The 16,675-nt window shown below is 41.4% G+C and carries 17 protein-coding genes; 9 read left to right on the forward strand and 8 right to left on the reverse strand.

The features are described 5' to 3' along the window. Window positions 1–36 precede the first annotated feature (36 nt). Entirely contained in the window at window positions 37–1,425 is a 1,389-nt protein-coding gene (locus V6984_RS20180) for a PLP-dependent aminotransferase family protein (protein ID WP_342757395.1), read from the forward strand. Window positions 1,426–1,439: 14 nt separating this feature from the next. On the opposite strand, the gene V6984_RS20185 is transcribed toward V6984_RS20180, so the two are convergent. From V6984_RS20185 to V6984_RS20210, 6 genes are all read right to left on the reverse strand, one after another. Then, window positions 1,440–1,628, reverse strand: coding sequence for a phage holin family protein (locus V6984_RS20185; protein ID WP_342757396.1), 189 nt, complete (start codon window positions 1,626–1,628; stop codon window positions 1,440–1,442). Between the two features lie 480 nt (window positions 1,629–2,108). Continuing rightward, window positions 2,109–2,549, reverse strand: coding sequence for an SHOCT-like domain-containing protein (locus tag V6984_RS20190; RefSeq protein WP_342757397.1), 441 nt, complete (start codon window positions 2,547–2,549; stop codon window positions 2,109–2,111). A 19-nt stretch (window positions 2,550–2,568) separates the two neighbouring features. After that, window positions 2,569–2,958 carry a DUF2089 domain-containing protein gene (locus tag V6984_RS20195; RefSeq protein ID WP_342757398.1) on the reverse strand — a complete coding sequence of 130 codons (390 nt, stop codon included), beginning with the start codon at window positions 2,956–2,958 and terminating at the stop codon, window positions 2,569–2,571. 165 nt (window positions 2,959–3,123) lie between these two features. After that, a complete protein-coding gene (locus V6984_RS20200; RefSeq protein ID WP_342757399.1) occupies window positions 3,124–4,458 on the reverse strand; it encodes a DEAD/DEAH box helicase in 1,335 nt (444 codons plus the stop codon). Window positions 4,459–4,479: 21 nt separating this feature from the next. Then, window positions 4,480–5,004, reverse strand: coding sequence for a DUF1456 family protein (locus tag V6984_RS20205; protein ID WP_342757400.1), 525 nt, complete (start codon window positions 5,002–5,004; stop codon window positions 4,480–4,482). 57 nt (window positions 5,005–5,061) lie between these two features. Continuing rightward, complete coding sequence (locus tag V6984_RS20210; protein ID WP_342757401.1) at window positions 5,062–6,510, reverse strand: DEAD/DEAH box helicase; 1,449 nt, start codon at window positions 6,508–6,510, stop codon at window positions 5,062–5,064. Between the two features lie 282 nt (window positions 6,511–6,792). On the opposite strand from V6984_RS20210, the gene rsmH reads away from it, so the two are divergent. Further along, on the forward strand, window positions 6,793–7,842 hold the full coding sequence (gene rsmH / locus V6984_RS20215) for a 16S rRNA (cytosine(1402)-N(4))-methyltransferase RsmH (RefSeq protein ID WP_342757402.1): 1,050 nt from the start codon (window positions 6,793–6,795) through the stop codon (window positions 7,840–7,842). Here the strand turns inward: rsmH and mntR are convergent. Both mntR and V6984_RS20225 read right to left on the reverse strand, forming a co-directional pair. Continuing rightward, window positions 7,837–8,319, reverse strand: a complete 483-nt coding sequence (gene mntR / locus V6984_RS20220; protein WP_342757403.1) for a transcriptional regulator MntR — start codon at window positions 8,317–8,319, stop codon at window positions 7,837–7,839. The two genes, rsmH and mntR, sit on opposite strands and share 6 nt — an antisense overlap. Before the next feature lie 113 nt (window positions 8,320–8,432). Beyond that, window positions 8,433–9,554: a PucR family transcriptional regulator gene (locus tag V6984_RS20225; RefSeq protein WP_342757404.1), complete on the reverse strand. Its 1,122-nt coding sequence runs from the start codon at window positions 9,552–9,554 to the stop codon at window positions 8,433–8,435. A gap of 215 nt (window positions 9,555–9,769) precedes the next feature. Here V6984_RS20225 and V6984_RS20230 point away from each other — a divergent pair, with 215 nt between their 5' ends. The 7 genes from V6984_RS20230 (at window position 9,770) to V6984_RS20260 (ending at window position 16,657) form a co-directional block, all read left to right on the forward strand. Next, entirely contained in the window at window positions 9,770–10,375 is a 606-nt protein-coding gene (locus V6984_RS20230; protein WP_342757405.1) for a cytidylate kinase-like family protein, read from the forward strand. 148 nt (window positions 10,376–10,523) lie between these two features. Continuing rightward, window positions 10,524–11,246, forward strand: a complete 723-nt coding sequence (locus tag V6984_RS20235) for an amino acid ABC transporter ATP-binding protein (protein ID WP_342757406.1) — start codon at window positions 10,524–10,526, stop codon at window positions 11,244–11,246. A 141-nt stretch (window positions 11,247–11,387) separates the two neighbouring features. Further along, the gene (locus V6984_RS20240; protein WP_342757407.1) at window positions 11,388–12,002 is read left to right on the forward strand and encodes an amino acid ABC transporter permease; all 615 of its coding nucleotides are present in this window, start codon (window positions 11,388–11,390) and stop codon (window positions 12,000–12,002) included. A gap of 46 nt (window positions 12,003–12,048) precedes the next feature. Next, the gene (locus V6984_RS20245) at window positions 12,049–12,972 is read left to right on the forward strand and encodes an ABC transporter substrate-binding protein (RefSeq protein WP_342757408.1); all 924 of its coding nucleotides are present in this window, start codon (window positions 12,049–12,051) and stop codon (window positions 12,970–12,972) included. 27 nt (window positions 12,973–12,999) lie between these two features. Next, window positions 13,000–14,151 carry an iron-containing alcohol dehydrogenase gene (locus tag V6984_RS20250; RefSeq protein WP_342757409.1) on the forward strand — a complete coding sequence of 384 codons (1,152 nt, stop codon included), beginning with the start codon at window positions 13,000–13,002 and terminating at the stop codon, window positions 14,149–14,151. A gap of 26 nt (window positions 14,152–14,177) precedes the next feature. After that, the gene (locus V6984_RS20255) at window positions 14,178–15,530 is read left to right on the forward strand and encodes an aspartate aminotransferase family protein (protein ID WP_342757410.1); all 1,353 of its coding nucleotides are present in this window, start codon (window positions 14,178–14,180) and stop codon (window positions 15,528–15,530) included. 161 nt (window positions 15,531–15,691) lie between these two features. Continuing rightward, complete coding sequence (locus V6984_RS20260; protein ID WP_342760059.1) at window positions 15,692–16,657, forward strand: helix-turn-helix transcriptional regulator; 966 nt, start codon at window positions 15,692–15,694, stop codon at window positions 16,655–16,657. The last annotated feature ends 18 nt before the right edge of the window (window positions 16,658–16,675 follow it).

Genomic DNA, 16,675 nt, shown 5'->3' on the forward strand with positions numbered 1-16,675 from the left:
ACGGCACAAAATTTACAGAGCCAGTTGGAGGGCATTATGTTAGGAATCCAATTAAATCGGAAAAGTGAGTTAAAGTTATGGCGTCAAATCTATCGGTTTATGAAAGAGTTGATGTTAGCAGGGAAATTAAAGGCAGGGGAAGCGGTACCGTCAACACGGGAACTGGCAAAGGAATTGAATGTTTCCCGCAATACTGTTTGCGAGGCCTATGATATGCTGATTTCAGAAGGTTACCTAATAAGCAGCCAGGGAACTTTTACGAGGGTTGCCGACAACTTATGTATGGAATCGGCTATACCGACGATATCTCCAAAAATAAAAAGACGACCGGATCGGCCGATTGCCGTAAGCTTTCGAACGGGCAGACCAGACTTAAATCAGTTTCCCAGATTCCTTTGGCAGCAGCTGCTTCATAAGGCTTCCGGCGAGATTTCTCTTGATGCTTTTGGTTATGCAGGTCCCCAGGGATTACCTGAACTTCGGGAAGAAATTGCAGCATGGCTGTTTCGAAGCCGCGGACTTGAGATTTTGCCGGATAATATCTTTATTACTGCAGGTGCAACGCATGGTCTGCATATTGCCGCCGATATCTTATGCAGGAACAGCAAAAATATATTAATAGAAGACCCTTGTCATGTTGGAATGCTCGGAACCTTTATAAACAAAGGCTGCGCCATTGTTCCCATACCGGTTGATGCAAAAGGCATGCAGACAGATCATCTATCAAAGTGCGGTAGTACAGGTCCTATCTATGTTACACCATCTCACCAGTTCCCATTGGGCGGAATTCTTCCGGCAACGCGCCGCGCTGAACTGATTCGTTTTGCCAGGGAAAACGATCTTTATATTATCGAAGATGATTACGACAGCGAATTCCGGTATGGCGGAGAATCTGTTGCTCCACTGTATACAATGGACCCACAGCGTGTAATATATGTCGGTACCTTCAGCAAAACTGTTTTTCCGGCCTTGCGAATCGGTTACGTCATTTTACCTAATCAACTCCAAAAGCGCTGGCATGAACTGCGTACACATACCGACGTACAAAATCCGCCCTTTGAGCAGGCGGCTTTGGCTGAATTTTTAAGATCAGGGAAGTTTGACAGACACATCCGGAAAATGCGCAAAATTTACGGTCACCGTCGAAAGCTGTTGTTGGAATCGCTGACAGAATCCTTTGGAGACGAATGGACTGCCTATGGTGATTGTGCCGGGCTGCATGTTGCTATTGATTTTCCGGGGATGAAGTTTGATGAAGCCTTTAAAAACAGATGCCTGAAAAAGGGGATATATATTACTACGGTAGAAAATCATTGTATAGAAAAAGGCCGGCATCAAAGCAAACTGCTAATCGGATATGGACATCTGGAACCTGATGAAATCAAAAGGGGGATCGCTCTATTGTCTGATATTATAAAGGAGTAATATATATAGCAAAATTAACATATCTTATTCCTATCCTTGAGCAGATTGTGAAAGATAACGATGATGATAGCGGCAAGCAGTGAATTAAGAAATCCTCCCATGCTTATATTTGTTACAAAATGATCTGCGATCATAATCGTCCAGGCATTCACAATAAAACTGAATAATCCCAAGGTAAGCAGACTGGCCGGTAATGTAATCAATAGCAGAATCGGTTTTAATATAAGGTTTACTACAACAATACTAATCCCATAATAAGAAGTGCCGGGATGCTGCCGATATGAATCGTGTGTATCACAAATGACAGCAGATATATCGTTAATATGATAGATATATATTTTATGAACAGTTTCGTCATTATTACCTCCAGAAAATATGTTTTACCTGATTTTTATTAATACCTTTACTTTGTCGGTTGATACATCAACAATATTATAAGGTTCATTCTCGTTTAAAGAATCCAGAAGCTTCATGACTATGACAGTGAGAACTTTTACCGAATAGATATTGATTCGCGAGGATGAATTCTGATCAGGCACTCTTGGTGCAAAAAAATATGCGATGGTCAGTAAGTCGAGAAACTGTCAAATAATTCTTGAAAAATATACAGGGGGATTGGAAGAGAAATATTTATAAACCTTCTATTCTCAATCTGAAGCCTGATCCATAATAAACGAAAGTGCTTAATCGACATATACTCTCACCTTTACCATCGCATTATGGCTTTCATCCCAGGCCTCCACATCAACGATATTAGGGTCATCCAAAGTGCCGTTTATGATCTCCTCGATTATTTTGGCAAAATCGATGCTGGAAATATCGATTCCTTTTGCTTCCATCTCTCTTCTGGCATCCGCAGGAACCATAGTAGTCATCTTATCAGCAACTTCACTGATTGTAGTAAGCAGACGTATAGGCACATTGACATTAACATTAACGGAATTGTTATCCGATGTAACCTTAACTTTAAGGAACTTATAGTTACGTCTTGTTGTTACGGCTTCAATCTGCTGAATTGCTTCCTCTTCCTTAGTTACATTCAAAGCTTCCAAAAGTTCCATACCCTCGGCAGCAGTAATCTGCCCTTTTTCTATCATTTCCAATATTTTTTGTTGTTCGCTCATAGACTGAACCTCCTATTAATTATAAATTTTTAATACGTTCCGCTGCATCTTTCGGAGAAATTTCACCCTTTGATAACTGGTCAAGAATCTCATTCCTGGCAGCTGTTTTATCTTCATTTTCCTTTATCAGTTCCTTTGATGATACTTCATATCCAAGACCTCTTATGACCGTATCCAGCTTACCGCGCACAGTGGGATAAGATATCCCCAGCTCCTTCTCGACATCCTTGATATTACCGCGACATTTTATGAATATCTTGACAAACTCAAGATCTTCTTCCGGAAGACGGCAGAATTCACAAGGCTGGAAATCACCTTCAATGGCAGTGGAACACTTTGGACAGCCGAGCTTGGTTATGGAAAGTTTTTCACCGCATACGGGACATTTACCCGGAGCTTTGTATTTCATTGTTTTCACCATCCTTTTGCACTATTTGATTATAATATATATCCAAAAATTAAATATGTCAATATATTTATTAATTATTTTAATTTTATAATTAATATTATTAATATTATAATTAAATATATAAAAAACCTCCATATACCTATTCAGGTCATGGAGGATCAATATTTATCGGTCTCTTTTTTTACCTTTTTTTGAAAATTTCAAAGAACTTCTCTTCTCTTTCAGAGTACCGTTTTCAGCCATTCGATGCTTTTTATCAGGGAAAGTCCCTGTTTGTTTAGAAACAGCTTGTCCGGTACTTGTATGTGATGAAGCCTTTTTACCGCCCCTTGGCTGTGTGGTTTTTGGCGCCGGAAAATTATTCACTAATGGGTATGGATGATCTTTAACCTCATTTAATCGCTTTTTAATCAGCTTTTCTATATCTGCAAGCTGCTCTTTCTCATCGAAATCACAGAAAGAAATTGCTATGCCGCCAAGTCCGGCACGTCCGGTCCGTCCGATACGATGCACATAAGTTTCAGGTACATCGGGCAGATCATAATTAATAACATGAGATAATTCATCGATGTCAATTCCTCTTGCCGCGATATCCGTTGCAACCAATATCCTTAACTTTTTGTTTTTAAAATTATTTAAAGCACTTTGGCGTGCTCCCTGGGATTTATCGCCATGGATTGCTTGTGCCGGCACATTATTCCTTGATAATTGCCGAATAATCCGGTCGGCGCCATGCTTGGTACGGGTAAATACCAGCGCTGATACTATGGTCTTATCTTTTAACAAGTGTACCAATAGATTCTTCTTATTATTTTTATCCACATAGTACACATACTGTTCTATGGCATCCACGGTTGATGATACCGGTGTGATTTCAATTTTGGCAGGATTCCTGAGCATATCATTTGACAGCTTCGCAACGTCAGCCGGCATGGTGGCTGAAAAAAGCAAGGTTTGCTTGTTTACCGGTATTTTGGCTATTATTTTTTTGATATCATTAATAAATCCCATATCCAACATACGGTCAGCTTCATCTAATATAAATATTTTTAGAAATTTTAAATCGATCTTTTTTTGATTGATTAAATCATTCAATCTGCCGGGTGTCGCTACAAGGATATCCACACCTTGTTGTAAATGCTCCTCCTGTGGTTTTTGTGATACACCGCCAAAAATTACGCAGGATCTTAATTTGGTATATTTACCATAGGTACAAAAGCTTTCATAAATCTGAAGCGCCAGTTCTCTGGTCGGCGTTACAATCAGAGCCCGTATTTTACGTTCCACTGTTCCGGAAGCTTTATCTTCACTGAGCAGTTGCAGCGTTGGTATTGCAAATGCTGCTGTCTTTCCGGTACCGGTCTGCGCACATCCGATTAAATCTCTGCCGCTTAAAATGCAAGGTATTGCTTTTTCCTGTATCGGTGTCGGAACTGTATAATTTTCTTTCTCTAAAGCCTTTAAAATGGAAGGTATAACATTTAATTCTTTAAATTGCATATTTGCTCCTAACTTATTCTATTACTTATTCCTGTATCTGATTGCCAAACCCTTCAGAAATTTTCGTACATATCGATCGCCGCATTCCTTATAATTGCGCTGTCCTTCTCTGCGTAATACTGCACTTAATTCACTGTTTGACAAATTAGCTCCGGCATCGTTTAATATATCAAGCATGTCCTCACCGGTAAGAGACAGTGCGATTTTTACTTTCTTCAGAAAAACATTATTTACAGCTTTGTTATTATTAATCATAAAGACCTGCTTCTGTGTCTGCCCCGGTTGCAATTCTTGTTTTCCTCTTTTGAAAATAATAAAACCATTTAAAAAAGACTCCAGCATATAGTTATTACAATTTTTCATATCATCAGCAGCGATAAACTCATCCTCTGAATCAATATTACTATTGTTTTCAGGCTTTGACAGCATTCTTTGAAGTTCTTCTTTCGTTACAGTTACTCCGCCCAGTCTGAAAATTTCCACCATATCTGTATCCTTGATATCCAGAGCATACCTTAATCTTATTAATATATCGTTGTTATTCATACAATACCTTCTTACAAATTATATTTTCAAATATCTGATAATCATTATACCACTTAATTAAATTTTATCTTTTACCTTTGTTACCTTCAATAGCTTACCGTTAATCCTTGTATTTTTCATTGCTTCCAGTACCAAAGGGCCTTTACCGTTTAATATTTCTACATAGGTAAGGGTATCTTGAATGGCTATTATTCCAATGTCCTGGGCCTCTACACCTTCCAGATTGGATATGACTCCAACAAAATTGGTTGCTCTGAGCTTCTTTTTTTTCCCGCCGCCAAATCGCAGCTTCATTATCTCCTTATTTAATTGATCACCTTTCATTTTTTTAATCCGGGGAGACATATTCATTTTTTCGTCAAAGGATGGTTTGTGAACAGACACCTCCTCTTTGTCAGGCTTCGGCATTTCCTGAATTTTAAATCCGATCAGCTCTTCGATATCATGCAGATATCTGGTTTGTGCCGGAACCACAAAGGAAAGGGCTTTCCCTTTTTGACCTGCACGCCCTGTTCTTCCCGTACGGTGGACATAGTTTTCTCTATCCAGGGGAATATCATAATTAATGACCAGGGAAATATTCTCTATATCTATCCCCCTTGCTGCTACATCTGTAGCTATCAAATAGCGGTATTCTCCCCTTTTAAAGCGCATCATTGCAGACAGCCGATCTTTCTGTTCCATGCCTCCGTGCAATTTATTACAGGGATAGCCCAAATCCTCCAGACAATCACATACCATATCCACCCGGTCCTTTGTACTGCAAAAGATAATACAGCTATCCGGATTTTCAATAATCATAACATCGGTAAGTAATTCGAATTTATCTTCTTCCTTCGTAACATAAAGAAAATGATCAGTATCAGCTGTCATGATATCGGCCTCGCTGACATCTATATTGACAGGGTTTCTCATGTAATTTGATATATTTTTTACTTCATCGGACATGGTAGCAGAAAACAACATTGTCATCCGTTCCTCAGGCAGTTCTTCCATAATCGCTTCCACCTGATCGGTAAATCCCATATCAAACATTCTATCGGCTTCATCAATGACTAAGTAATTGATCTTACTTAAGGTTAAGGTGCCTTTGATTATGTGATCCATGACACGCCCCGGCGTACCAACAACTACGTGCGTTTTCTGTTTCAACTCTGCTTTCTCGATAGAAAATTGATGTCTTCCATAGATTGCAGATGCTTTTACTCGTTTAAATCTGCCTATATTTGTAAAATCATCTTTTATTTGAACAGCGAGCTCCCTTGTTGGAACTAAGATAAGCGCTTGTGGTTTGTTTTCAAGCCATTCGACTAATTCACAAATCGGAATTGCGTATGCGGCAGTTTTTCCACTGCCTGTCCGTGCCTTAACGATAAGGTCGTTTTTTTCTAAAGCGGATGGAATGACCCTATTCTGTACTTCCGTAGGTATATTATACTCCAGTCCACTAAGTGCCTTTACAATATCCTCACTGAGCATATAATCATGAAAACTTCCAATATCCATACACGAGCCTCTCATTCAATTCAACATCTATATAATTACAGAATGGATTACTTGCCATCAATTAGTTACATACTAACCCATTTTACATGGGTATACCATTCAATGCAATAAAAACCGAGTTTTGCAAAGCGAAAATACTGGATAGTAAAGTTTGCTATTATGAGATACATTTGATATTATATGTTTTGTACCATCGTTTGACAAGGTCTATCCGACCGTGTGTGACATTGACAAACGATGGTAGGCATATTTAAAATAGAAATTTAAAAGGTGGGAGCAGGAATGGGTAATCAGGAACAAAAGCATAAAAGGCGTACCAGATATAACGGTACTCATCCAAAGGCTTTTAAAGATAAATATAAGGAATTAAATCCTGAGCTATATGCCGATACTGTGGAAAAGGTTATTCAAAAGGGCAATACTCCTGCCGGTATGCATCGCTCGATCTGTGTGAAAGAAATATTGGAATTCTTACAAATTACCCCCGGGCAAACCGGACTGGATGCAACCTTAGGCTATGGCGGCCATACTTTAGAGTTGCTTAAATGTTTAAATTCAAAGGGGCACTTATATGCTACCGATGTAGATTCTATCGAACTGCCCCGTACGAGGGAGCGTTTAGAGCGCTTAGGTTACGGCCCGGAGATTTTAACGGTCAAGCATACTAATTTTTCCAATATAGATCAAATTACTTCCGAATCGGGGCCGCTTAATTTTATATTGGCTGATTTGGGGGTTTCTTCGATGCAAATAGATAATCCCGAAAGAGGATTCTCCTATAAGACAGAAGGACCATTAGATTTACGGCTAAATCCTTCTAAAGGCATGTCCGCAGCAGAGCGCCTTAAAAATATTTCACTGGAAGAATTACATGGTATGTTGTCGGAAAACGCGGACGAACCTCATTGTGCTGATATCGCCCGTGCTATTATCTCAGCGATAAAAAAAGGAACCGACATAGCAACGACAAGTCAGCTCCAACAAATTATCAAAGACACGCTTAGATTCCTTCCTGAAAAAGACAGAGACAATGAGATTAAAAAATCTTGTCAAAGATGCTTTCAAGCATTACGAATTGATGTTAATAATGAATTTGAAATGCTATATGAATTCTTAGAAAAACTTCCTGCCGCATTAGCTGAGGGCGGGCGTGTTGCTATCCTCACTTTTCATTCCGGCGAGGATCGTCTCGTTAAAAAGTCTTTCCAGCGCTTCTATCGTGAAGGTATCTATAGCGAAATAGCTTCTGAGGCTATCCGGCCATCAGCAGCCGAATGCAGTTCCAACAGCCGCGCCAGGAGTGCGAAATTACGTTGGGCTGTAAAATCATGACGATCTTTCGCCCTGTTGTGTTTTATATGCTTCAAATCTACTTATAATATCAGGATTATCAACCAAAAAATCTACTAAATTCTTTATACGAAATGTGGTTTCATTACTTAATGTATGCTCTATCTTTTCAGTTTCCTGCAGCACCATGGAAGCATCAACACCGATAATTCTCATAAAGTTTTCAATAATCTTATGGCGCTTTATGAGCCAGTCTCCGATCTCCTTACCTTTTTCCTCAAGGAAAAGTACACTGTACTTTTCATACTTAATATATCCCATTTCAGAAAGACGCTGAACCATTTTTGTTGCGGATGAGGGTTGAATATTAAGGGCTTGTGATAACTCATTAATTCTTGTAAATCCGTTTTTAATTGAAAGCCGGCTAATCATTTCGATATAGTCTTCCATAGACGCAGTCAGGGAACTGTCGTCTTTTTTCATATATTCATTAAAGGTATGAAAATCACTGTTTTTCATGCTCCACCTGCCCGAATGCCTCTTTATAAGTTTATTCACTTAAATTTTAAACATTCCCAATGTAACACTTTTGGCCCTAACTGGTTGCTATACATGATTTTTGCCGGGCAGGCTTAATATATTAAGAAATATTCCCGGATATAGAAGGCCATAAGAAGGTCGAACTTAACCTTGGAATCATTTATTTCGCTGCCCAACAGCTCTTTGATTTTTTTCATACGGTAGATTACCGTATTCCTATGTGTGTGAAGTTTATCTGATGTTTCCAGCAAATTACAGTCAGACAGAAGGAAAATTCTTAGTGTGGTCAGATAATCGGTCTCGTGAGCAGAATCATAGGCCTCCAGTTTTCCGAGTTTTTTTTGGCAGATGTCTTTGAGCATTTCAGGATCAGAGGATGAAAATAAAATCTGAAAAATGCCAAGCTCTTCAAAATTCACTAAGGGTATATTCCAAAAGACCGCGGATGCGAGGGCAAAACGAGCCCGCTTATAGCAAAGACTGAATTCTTTCAGGGAGGAAAAAACATTGCTGATACCAAGGATAATGCTATCGCAGAATAGAAGGATTTCCAATACTTCCTCAAATGACATCTCAGTCCGGGAGGGCTGATAAATCAACACCTGCCGGTTGTCATGCTCAAAAAGATGATATTTAAAATGCCGATGGTTCAGCGCAAAGGTAACTCTGGTAGTATTTTGGAGATTTTGCATGACAATGATACGGTACTCATCATCTGTGGCAAAGCCATACCGGTTCAAGGTCAGCAATGTGCTTTCGTGTAGATTTGCCTGATAAACAGCACTCTGAAAAGCAGCATTCAATTCATCGGTACGCTGTGTGCTTTGGAGAAGCGTACGGCAGTAGTCCTGCATAATATCAACAAGATGGACATCCCAGGGAATCGTGAACAGAGGAAATTCGCTTGTGATACAGAATTCAATAATCTCCTCCGTAAGTTCCTCGATATGGATGTATTGTCCCACATTAATAAGGATTCCACTGCAATTGTGAGTAACTAAAGAGCGTATAAAATCAAACAAGGCAATTCCGCTTCTGGTAAACAGACCTGTAGTGATTACAAGCTCGCCGCCCTTTAAAAAAGACATATTTTGAAAATCTTCGGCCAGATAAATCCAGGAAACAGAATTAGTTAATCCAGCCTCTCCGCTGTGCAGTGTCATACTGTATTTCTCTTTTGTGGAATGATAAAGCTCAGATACCTGTGTTTTCATAATATAAAAGCCTCCATGTATGTCTGGTGTAGAGCTGCGCAACCACTTTTATGTAATAGGATCACTTTCCTATTACATAAAAATTATGCATCAGTATAGCAGAATTGTACCTGAAGTACAATAGCAAATGAAAAAATTGGAGCAAGGTAACATTGCTCCTTATAAAGAGGCAGGATATAATACAATATATAATAAATAGAAAAGAGGTGTTTCCCATGAAGGAAAAGTTTGTTGTTACGATTACGAGACAGTTTGGAAGCATGGGCAGACCAATTGCACGCATGGTCAGTGAACGTCTGGGCATAGAATACTATGACCGGGATATTGTGGAAATGACCTCAAAAAATCTGCAGCTTCCGGTATCTACCATCAGTGATGTAGAAGAAAGCGCGAAGACAGCCTTCTTTAATATGAACTATCCCCTGGGTATGGGAACTACCGCCATTCAGGATTCTATTTTTTCCGTTCAGAAAAAAATTATCATAGATCTGGCAGAACGGGAGTCCTGTATTATTGTAGGAAGATGCGCAGATTACATATTATGGGATCGTAAAAATATCTTCAATGTATTCATTTATGCACCTTATGAGGCAAGGCTGTCCAATTGCATAGAACGGCTGAACCTGAGACCTGACGAGGCAAAGAAGATGATCGCTTCGGTGGATAAGGCAAGAGAATCCTATCATCGTCATTATTGCGGTTATTCCATGTCGGATAAGGAGCATAAGCATCTTATGATAGATTCCAGTCTTTTGGGCATAGAAGGAACTTGTGAAATATTGACGGATGTGATACGGAAGAAATTCTCCTCTGTCATGTGAGACTGCCAAACTGTTACAAATAAATAACAATAACGCCTTGGGCAATGAAGCTGCAATACAGCTCATTGCCCTTTTTGTTAGGGTGTGTCTGAAAACTGCTTGTACCGGGCTAAGTTTCAGACACGCCCAAGGAAAGGAGGAGATGAAAATGCTGGAAATCAATAACCTGTCTAAATGCTTTGAGGATCTTGAGGTTTTAAGAGATGTAAACCTGACTGTAAAAAAAGGAGAAGTGGTAGTAATCATCGGTCCATCCGGTTCCGGCAAAAGTACGTTTCTGCGCTGCATCAATTTGCTGGAGAAGCCTACCGGAGGAGAAATCTTATACATGGAGCAGGATATTACCAAAATGGGGAAGAAGGTGACCGATTACCGGAAGCAGGTTGGAATGGTATTTCAGCGCTTCAATTTGTTTCCCTTGAAAACCACTTTGGAAAACGTGATGTATGCACCGGTAAAGCTAGGCAAAGTATCGGCAAAAGAAGCCAAAGAGCAGGCTCTGGAATTACTTCGGAAAGTGGGTCTGGAGCATAAGGCCGAGTCTTATCCATCCTCGCTTTCAGGCGGACAACAGCAAAGAGTTGCAATTGCAAGAGCTCTGGCCATGAAGCCGGAGATTCTATTGTTTGATGAACCGACTTCCGCACTGGATCCTGAGCTGGTAGGTGATGTGCTTGAGGTAATGAAACAGCTTGCCGGAGAAGGAATGACAATGATCGTAGTCACACATGAGATGGGATTTGCGAAGGATGTGGCAGATCGGGTTATCTTTATGGATGGAGGCTATATTGTGGAGGAAGGAGCTCCGTGTGATATCTTCACTCAGCCGAAGCATGAAAGAACAAAGCTGTTTTTATCCAGAGTATTATGACCTGCTGCGGCTTGGTCACATCAACAGTTTCAAGCGGACAGTACACCAAGGGAGGTAAACTATGAAATTAATTTTTGAAAGGCATTCACAACCTTGGTCCCCAGCCTGTGGGAGGGTGTTGGAATTGTAATCTACATTACTTTGGCAGGCTTCACACTCGCGTTAGTGGTTGCATTAGTAATTGCAATCGGAAGGCTGTCGAAAAACAGACTTTTAAGCGGATTTTTAGGCATAACTATTGAACTGGTCAGGGGAACGCCTTTGCTTGTGCAGTTATTCTATATTTATTTTGTAATACCGATTCTTCTGAACGGACTTCTATCAATATTTGGTTTTCAGGCAAATATAAAGCCGGAAGCCGCTACCTGCGGGATTATCGGATTCGCCTTGAACTATGGCTGTTACATGTCTGAGGTCATAAGGTCTGCCATACTTGCGATAGATCCGGGCCAACGGGAAGCAGGCCTTGCACTTGGCTTCAGTGAGAGAAAAGTACTCTTTCACTTTATCATTCCGCCGGCGCTCAGGAATTCCATACCCGTATTTGGAAATTACCTCGTCATGCTCATTAAGGATACTTCCCTTCTTGCCATGATATCCGTTCAGGAACTTTTACTTCGTACAAAAACCTATGCATCACAAACATTCCTGACGGTGGAGGCATACACCATTCTGGCATTGGTATATCTGCTGCTGAGTATTCCGTTGTCACAGCTTAGTAAGATTGTGGAGCGCAGATTAAAGAGGAGTCGGTAACTATGATGGGTAATAAATTAAAACAAAAAAGAAAGGAATTGAGATTATGAAAAAGAGGAGTTTGAAAAAAGACATTACGTTGGTACTTATGCTGCTTACCCTGCTGGTGGTATTTACAGGATGCGGAGCTGCAAAGCAGGAAGACAAGACGGTATCTGAGGAAGTAGCGGAAAGCACACCGGCACCTGCCGGGGAGACGCAGGGAGAATCAGCAATGCTGACAGAAATCAAGGAGAAAGGATATATACTGATCGGTTCCTCCAATGATGCCCCTTTTTCCTATACGGATGTGGAAACCGGGGAATTAGAAGGAATAGATATTGAAATTCTCAAGGAAATATGCAGCCGCCTGGGCATTGATGATATTCAGATGAAAGTCATTGATTTTTCCAACCTTTTGGTGGAACTGAATAATAGAAATATAGATATGGTAGTAGATGCCATGTATGTTAAGGACGAACGTCTCGAGGTTGCGGCATTTACGGATAAATGGTATCAGGAGGGAGAAGCGGTTGTTATTCCCGGCAGTTCCGAGATAAAAAGCAAAGAGGATCTTAAGGGCAAAACAATCGGAGCACAGCCGGGAACGACATTCTACGAAACTGCACAGAAATGGCTGGATGAAGGCAAAATAGGCGCTTTGGATGCATACGATAATCAAGCGACTCTCATGACGGCTGTTAATACCGGAAAGGTGGATGCAGTAGTCACGGATGGTATTGTGGCAGGCTATACACTTTCTTCAGACAGTTCTCTCGACTTGAAATTACTATCTCCTTATGAAGCGGAGGCCAGCGGACAGATCGGCGCGGCAGTCAGGTTTGAAGATAAGGATTTTCTGGATGAAGTGAACAAGTGTTTGAATGATATGAAGGAGGATGGTACTCTTTTGACCATTTTAAACGATTACGGTTTGACCGAGGACTATTACGTGAATGTAGAAGAAGGAAAAACTGAAAATGTACAATAAAGTATAAATAAGGAAAGTGTGAAGGAAATGGAATTTCAATATTATTTACCAGTTAATTTGGTATTTGGCCGGGGAAAATCGGATCTGATCGGAGAAAAGGCGGCGGCTCTGGGGAAAAAAGCACTGCTTGTCACAGGCGGAAGGAGTACCAAAGAATCCGGGTTATTGGCAAAGACAGAAAGATTGCTCCAGGAAAAAGAAATCTCCTTTGTTCTATTTGATAAGGTAGAACCCAATCCATTGACTACTACAGTATATCAAGGATCTGAAATAGCCGTTTCCGAGGGTTGCGACCTTGTCATAGCCCTTGGAGGAGGCAGCAGTCTTGATGCCGCCAAAGGGATTGCTTTTCAGGCGATAAACGGAGGAAATATCAGTGATTACATTTATGGCAGAAAAAACAGTGATAAGGCGCTGCCGGTTTTAGCGGTACCCACCACCTGCGGGACCGGCAGCGAAGGAAACGGTTTTGCAGTTATGACGAATCCGGAAACGCTGGATAAAAAATCTCTCAGGTGCCGTGCAATTATTCCCGCTTGCTCCATTATTGATCCGCTTCTTATGACTACAATGCCGAAAAGCGTATTAGCCTCCGTTGGCTTTGATGCTCTGTGCCATAACCTGGATGGTTATATTTCCTCCATAGCGCAGCCTCTGACGGATATTATGGCGCTGGAAGGCTTCGGCTTAGCAGCAGAGAGCCTGGTAAAGCTATATGAGGATACCGGAGATATGGAAAGCTGGGATAAGCTGTGTATGGCAAGTACCTTGGGCGGCATGGTAATTAATACCGCAGGAGTGACCGCATTGCACGGAATGGAGCATCCGGTCAGCGGACTCAAAAATGCAATTCATGGCAGAGGCCTTGCGGCGCTTGCTCCTTACGTTTTGGAAGCCTCCATTCAGGGCGCACCTCAAAAGTTCGCAAAACTGTCAAGACTTTTGGGCGGTAAAGATGAATCAGACTTTACCGCACAGATCCGCACTTTGCTGAAAAAACTCGATCTAACAGAGTCTTTGGGCGATATGGGAATCACGGAAGCAGATTTATCCTGGCTTACCGATAATTGCTTGAAGATCTCAGCGGCCGGTATGGCAAATCACCCGGTAGTTTTTGGTCGGGAAGAGATCAGGGCGCTATACCGGAGCGCAATCGGCCGTGACACAGCGTCCGATTAGCATCAACAGTTGATAAGGAGAAAATTATGTTAAAACATTCTTTACCTGAAATAAAAACTATGCTGCCGGGCCCCAAAGCCCGCAGCATTTTGGAAAGAAGACAAGAGGCTATACCGGGATCCATAAAGTCTATTTATCCCTGCGTAATCGGCAGAGGAGAAGGGGCAATGGTCGAGGATGTGGATGGAAACAGGTTCCTTGACTGGGTCGGAGGGGTCGGCGTTCTGAATGTAGGATACAGCCACCCGGAATTGATAGAAGCAGTGAAGGAGCAATCCGGGAAATATTTTCACGCCATGATGAACATCATCACTCACGAGGGGTATGTTGCTCTTGCAGAAAAATTAAACCAAATAGTCCCATTAAAATCAGAGCGAAAAAAGACTATGTTTGCGAATTCCGGGGCTGAAGGCATTGAAAATGCCGTAAAAACTGCAAAATCCTATACCGGGCGGCCCAATATCATCGTTTTTTCCGGTGCCTTTCATGGGAGAACGCTTTTGACCGCTACCATGACAGCAAAGAAAGCATATGCGGTGGGAATGGGGCCATTCCCTGATGGTATATACAGGGCAGAGTTCCCGTATTTTTACAGAAATCCGGAAGGCTGCAGCGAGAAGGACGTAATAGCGTACTATCTTGAGAAGCTGAATAAGGTGTTCGAAGAGGCATCGCCCGCTAAATATGTGGCTGCAATCGTGGTAGAACCGGTACAGGGCGAAGGAGGCTTTATTCCGGCTCCTTTGGAATGGGTCAAGGCCGTTCGTAAAATTTGCGATGAGAACGGAATCCTGTTGATAGCCGATGAAGTTCAAACCGGATTTGCAAGATCCGGAAGAATGTTTGTTTCTGATTACTGGAAGGAGGCCGGATGTCCTCCTGATATTCTGGTAACTGCCAAATCTATTGCAGGAGGAATCCCGCTGAGTGCAGTAACGGCATCGGAAGATATCTTTAACGGTGTTACGGCAGGCATTCTGGGCGGAACCTACGGCGGCAATGCGCTTGCCTGCGCCTCTGCGCTGAAGGTCTTCGAAATCATAGAAAGAGAAGGTTTATGTGAACGCTCTCTGGAAATCGCGAAAAAGTGCCGCAGCAGATTCTTAAGCTGGCAGGAGGAGTTTGAGGAGCTTGGAGATGTCAGAGGAATCGGCTGCATGATGGGAATAGAATTCGTCACGGATAAGCAAAGCCGCAAACCCGCCACAAAGCAAGTTTCCGATATTATCGATCATTGTGTGCAGCACGGTCTGATTATAGAAAGTGCCGGAGCATATTCTAATGTTATCCGTTTTTTATGTCCTCTTGTAGTTACGGATGCCCAACTGGAGCGGGGACTGGATATTCTGTATACCGCAATCAAAGCAAGCCGTAAATAATATACGAAGACCTGACTGCCGCCGGAAAAATTGTCCGCTCTGTTTGTTGCCACAAACTAATTCTCCGTTTATAATACGAATAACCGCAAGTAAAATCAAGCAGTAATCTCTCTATTTCTATATAATAAACGCAGGGTGGTTGAAACGAGGTGAACAGACGAATGTACGAATGGCAGAAGCAAATTCAAGTCATCGTTGATGAAATTGACGAATGTATTAAAAATTATAATGATGAAGCTTTGACACTAAGCTTTCTTTCCCGCAGTCTGGGCTATTCTGAATTTTATACAACGAGAAAATTCAAAGAAATATCGGGTATGCAATTCAGGGATTATCTACGGCATAGAAAATTAGCCTTTGCACTAAAAGAGGTGCGGGATAGTGAAAAATGTATTTTGGATATTGCTTTTGATTATGGTTTTTCATCTCATGAAGCTTTTACCAGAGCTTTCAAGAGCACATATGGCATAACTCCCAGCGAGTACCGGAAAAAGCCTAAGCCTGTCGTTCTTCGTACAAAAATAAACCCTTTCGACCGCTACTTTTTAGGATTAGGAGAGATTGGAATGATGAAATCCACAGATGATGTTAAAATTTATTTTGTAACAATTCCCGCACACAAATTTTTGCACATTAAAAACTATGAGAGCAATGGGTATTGGGATTTTTGGCAAAAGCAAAGTCTCATACCGGGGCAGGACTGCGAAACAATTTGCGGCTTACTCGATAGTATAAAAGGCAAATTGGACGACGATGGCGGAAGCGAGTCTAATTGCAGCGGCGGTCAGATTATGGCGTATATCAACGACCCGGACGGGAGACTCTGTGATTGGGGTATCCCTCGCACAGAGTGCTGGGGCGTACGACTTCCTGCTGATTATGAAGGCGAAGTACCACCACAAATGCTTATGGCTGATGTTCCCGAAGCCGAGTATATTGTTTTTGAACATGGCCCATTCGATTATGAGCAAGAAAATCGTAGTGTTGAGGAAAAGATTGAAAAGGCAATGGCAGCTTTTGATTTTACAGGCACTGGTTACTGCTACGATACTTCCCCCGGCAGAATAATTTACTTTTATTATAATCCCGAAAGGGTTTTTAAGTATATCAGACCTGTGCGGAAGTAAATAAAACCGACATTTTAT

It is taken from the genome of Kineothrix sp. IPX-CK (assembly GCF_039134705.1).
GTDB lineage: Bacteria > Bacillota > Clostridia > Lachnospirales > Lachnospiraceae > Kineothrix > Kineothrix sedimenti.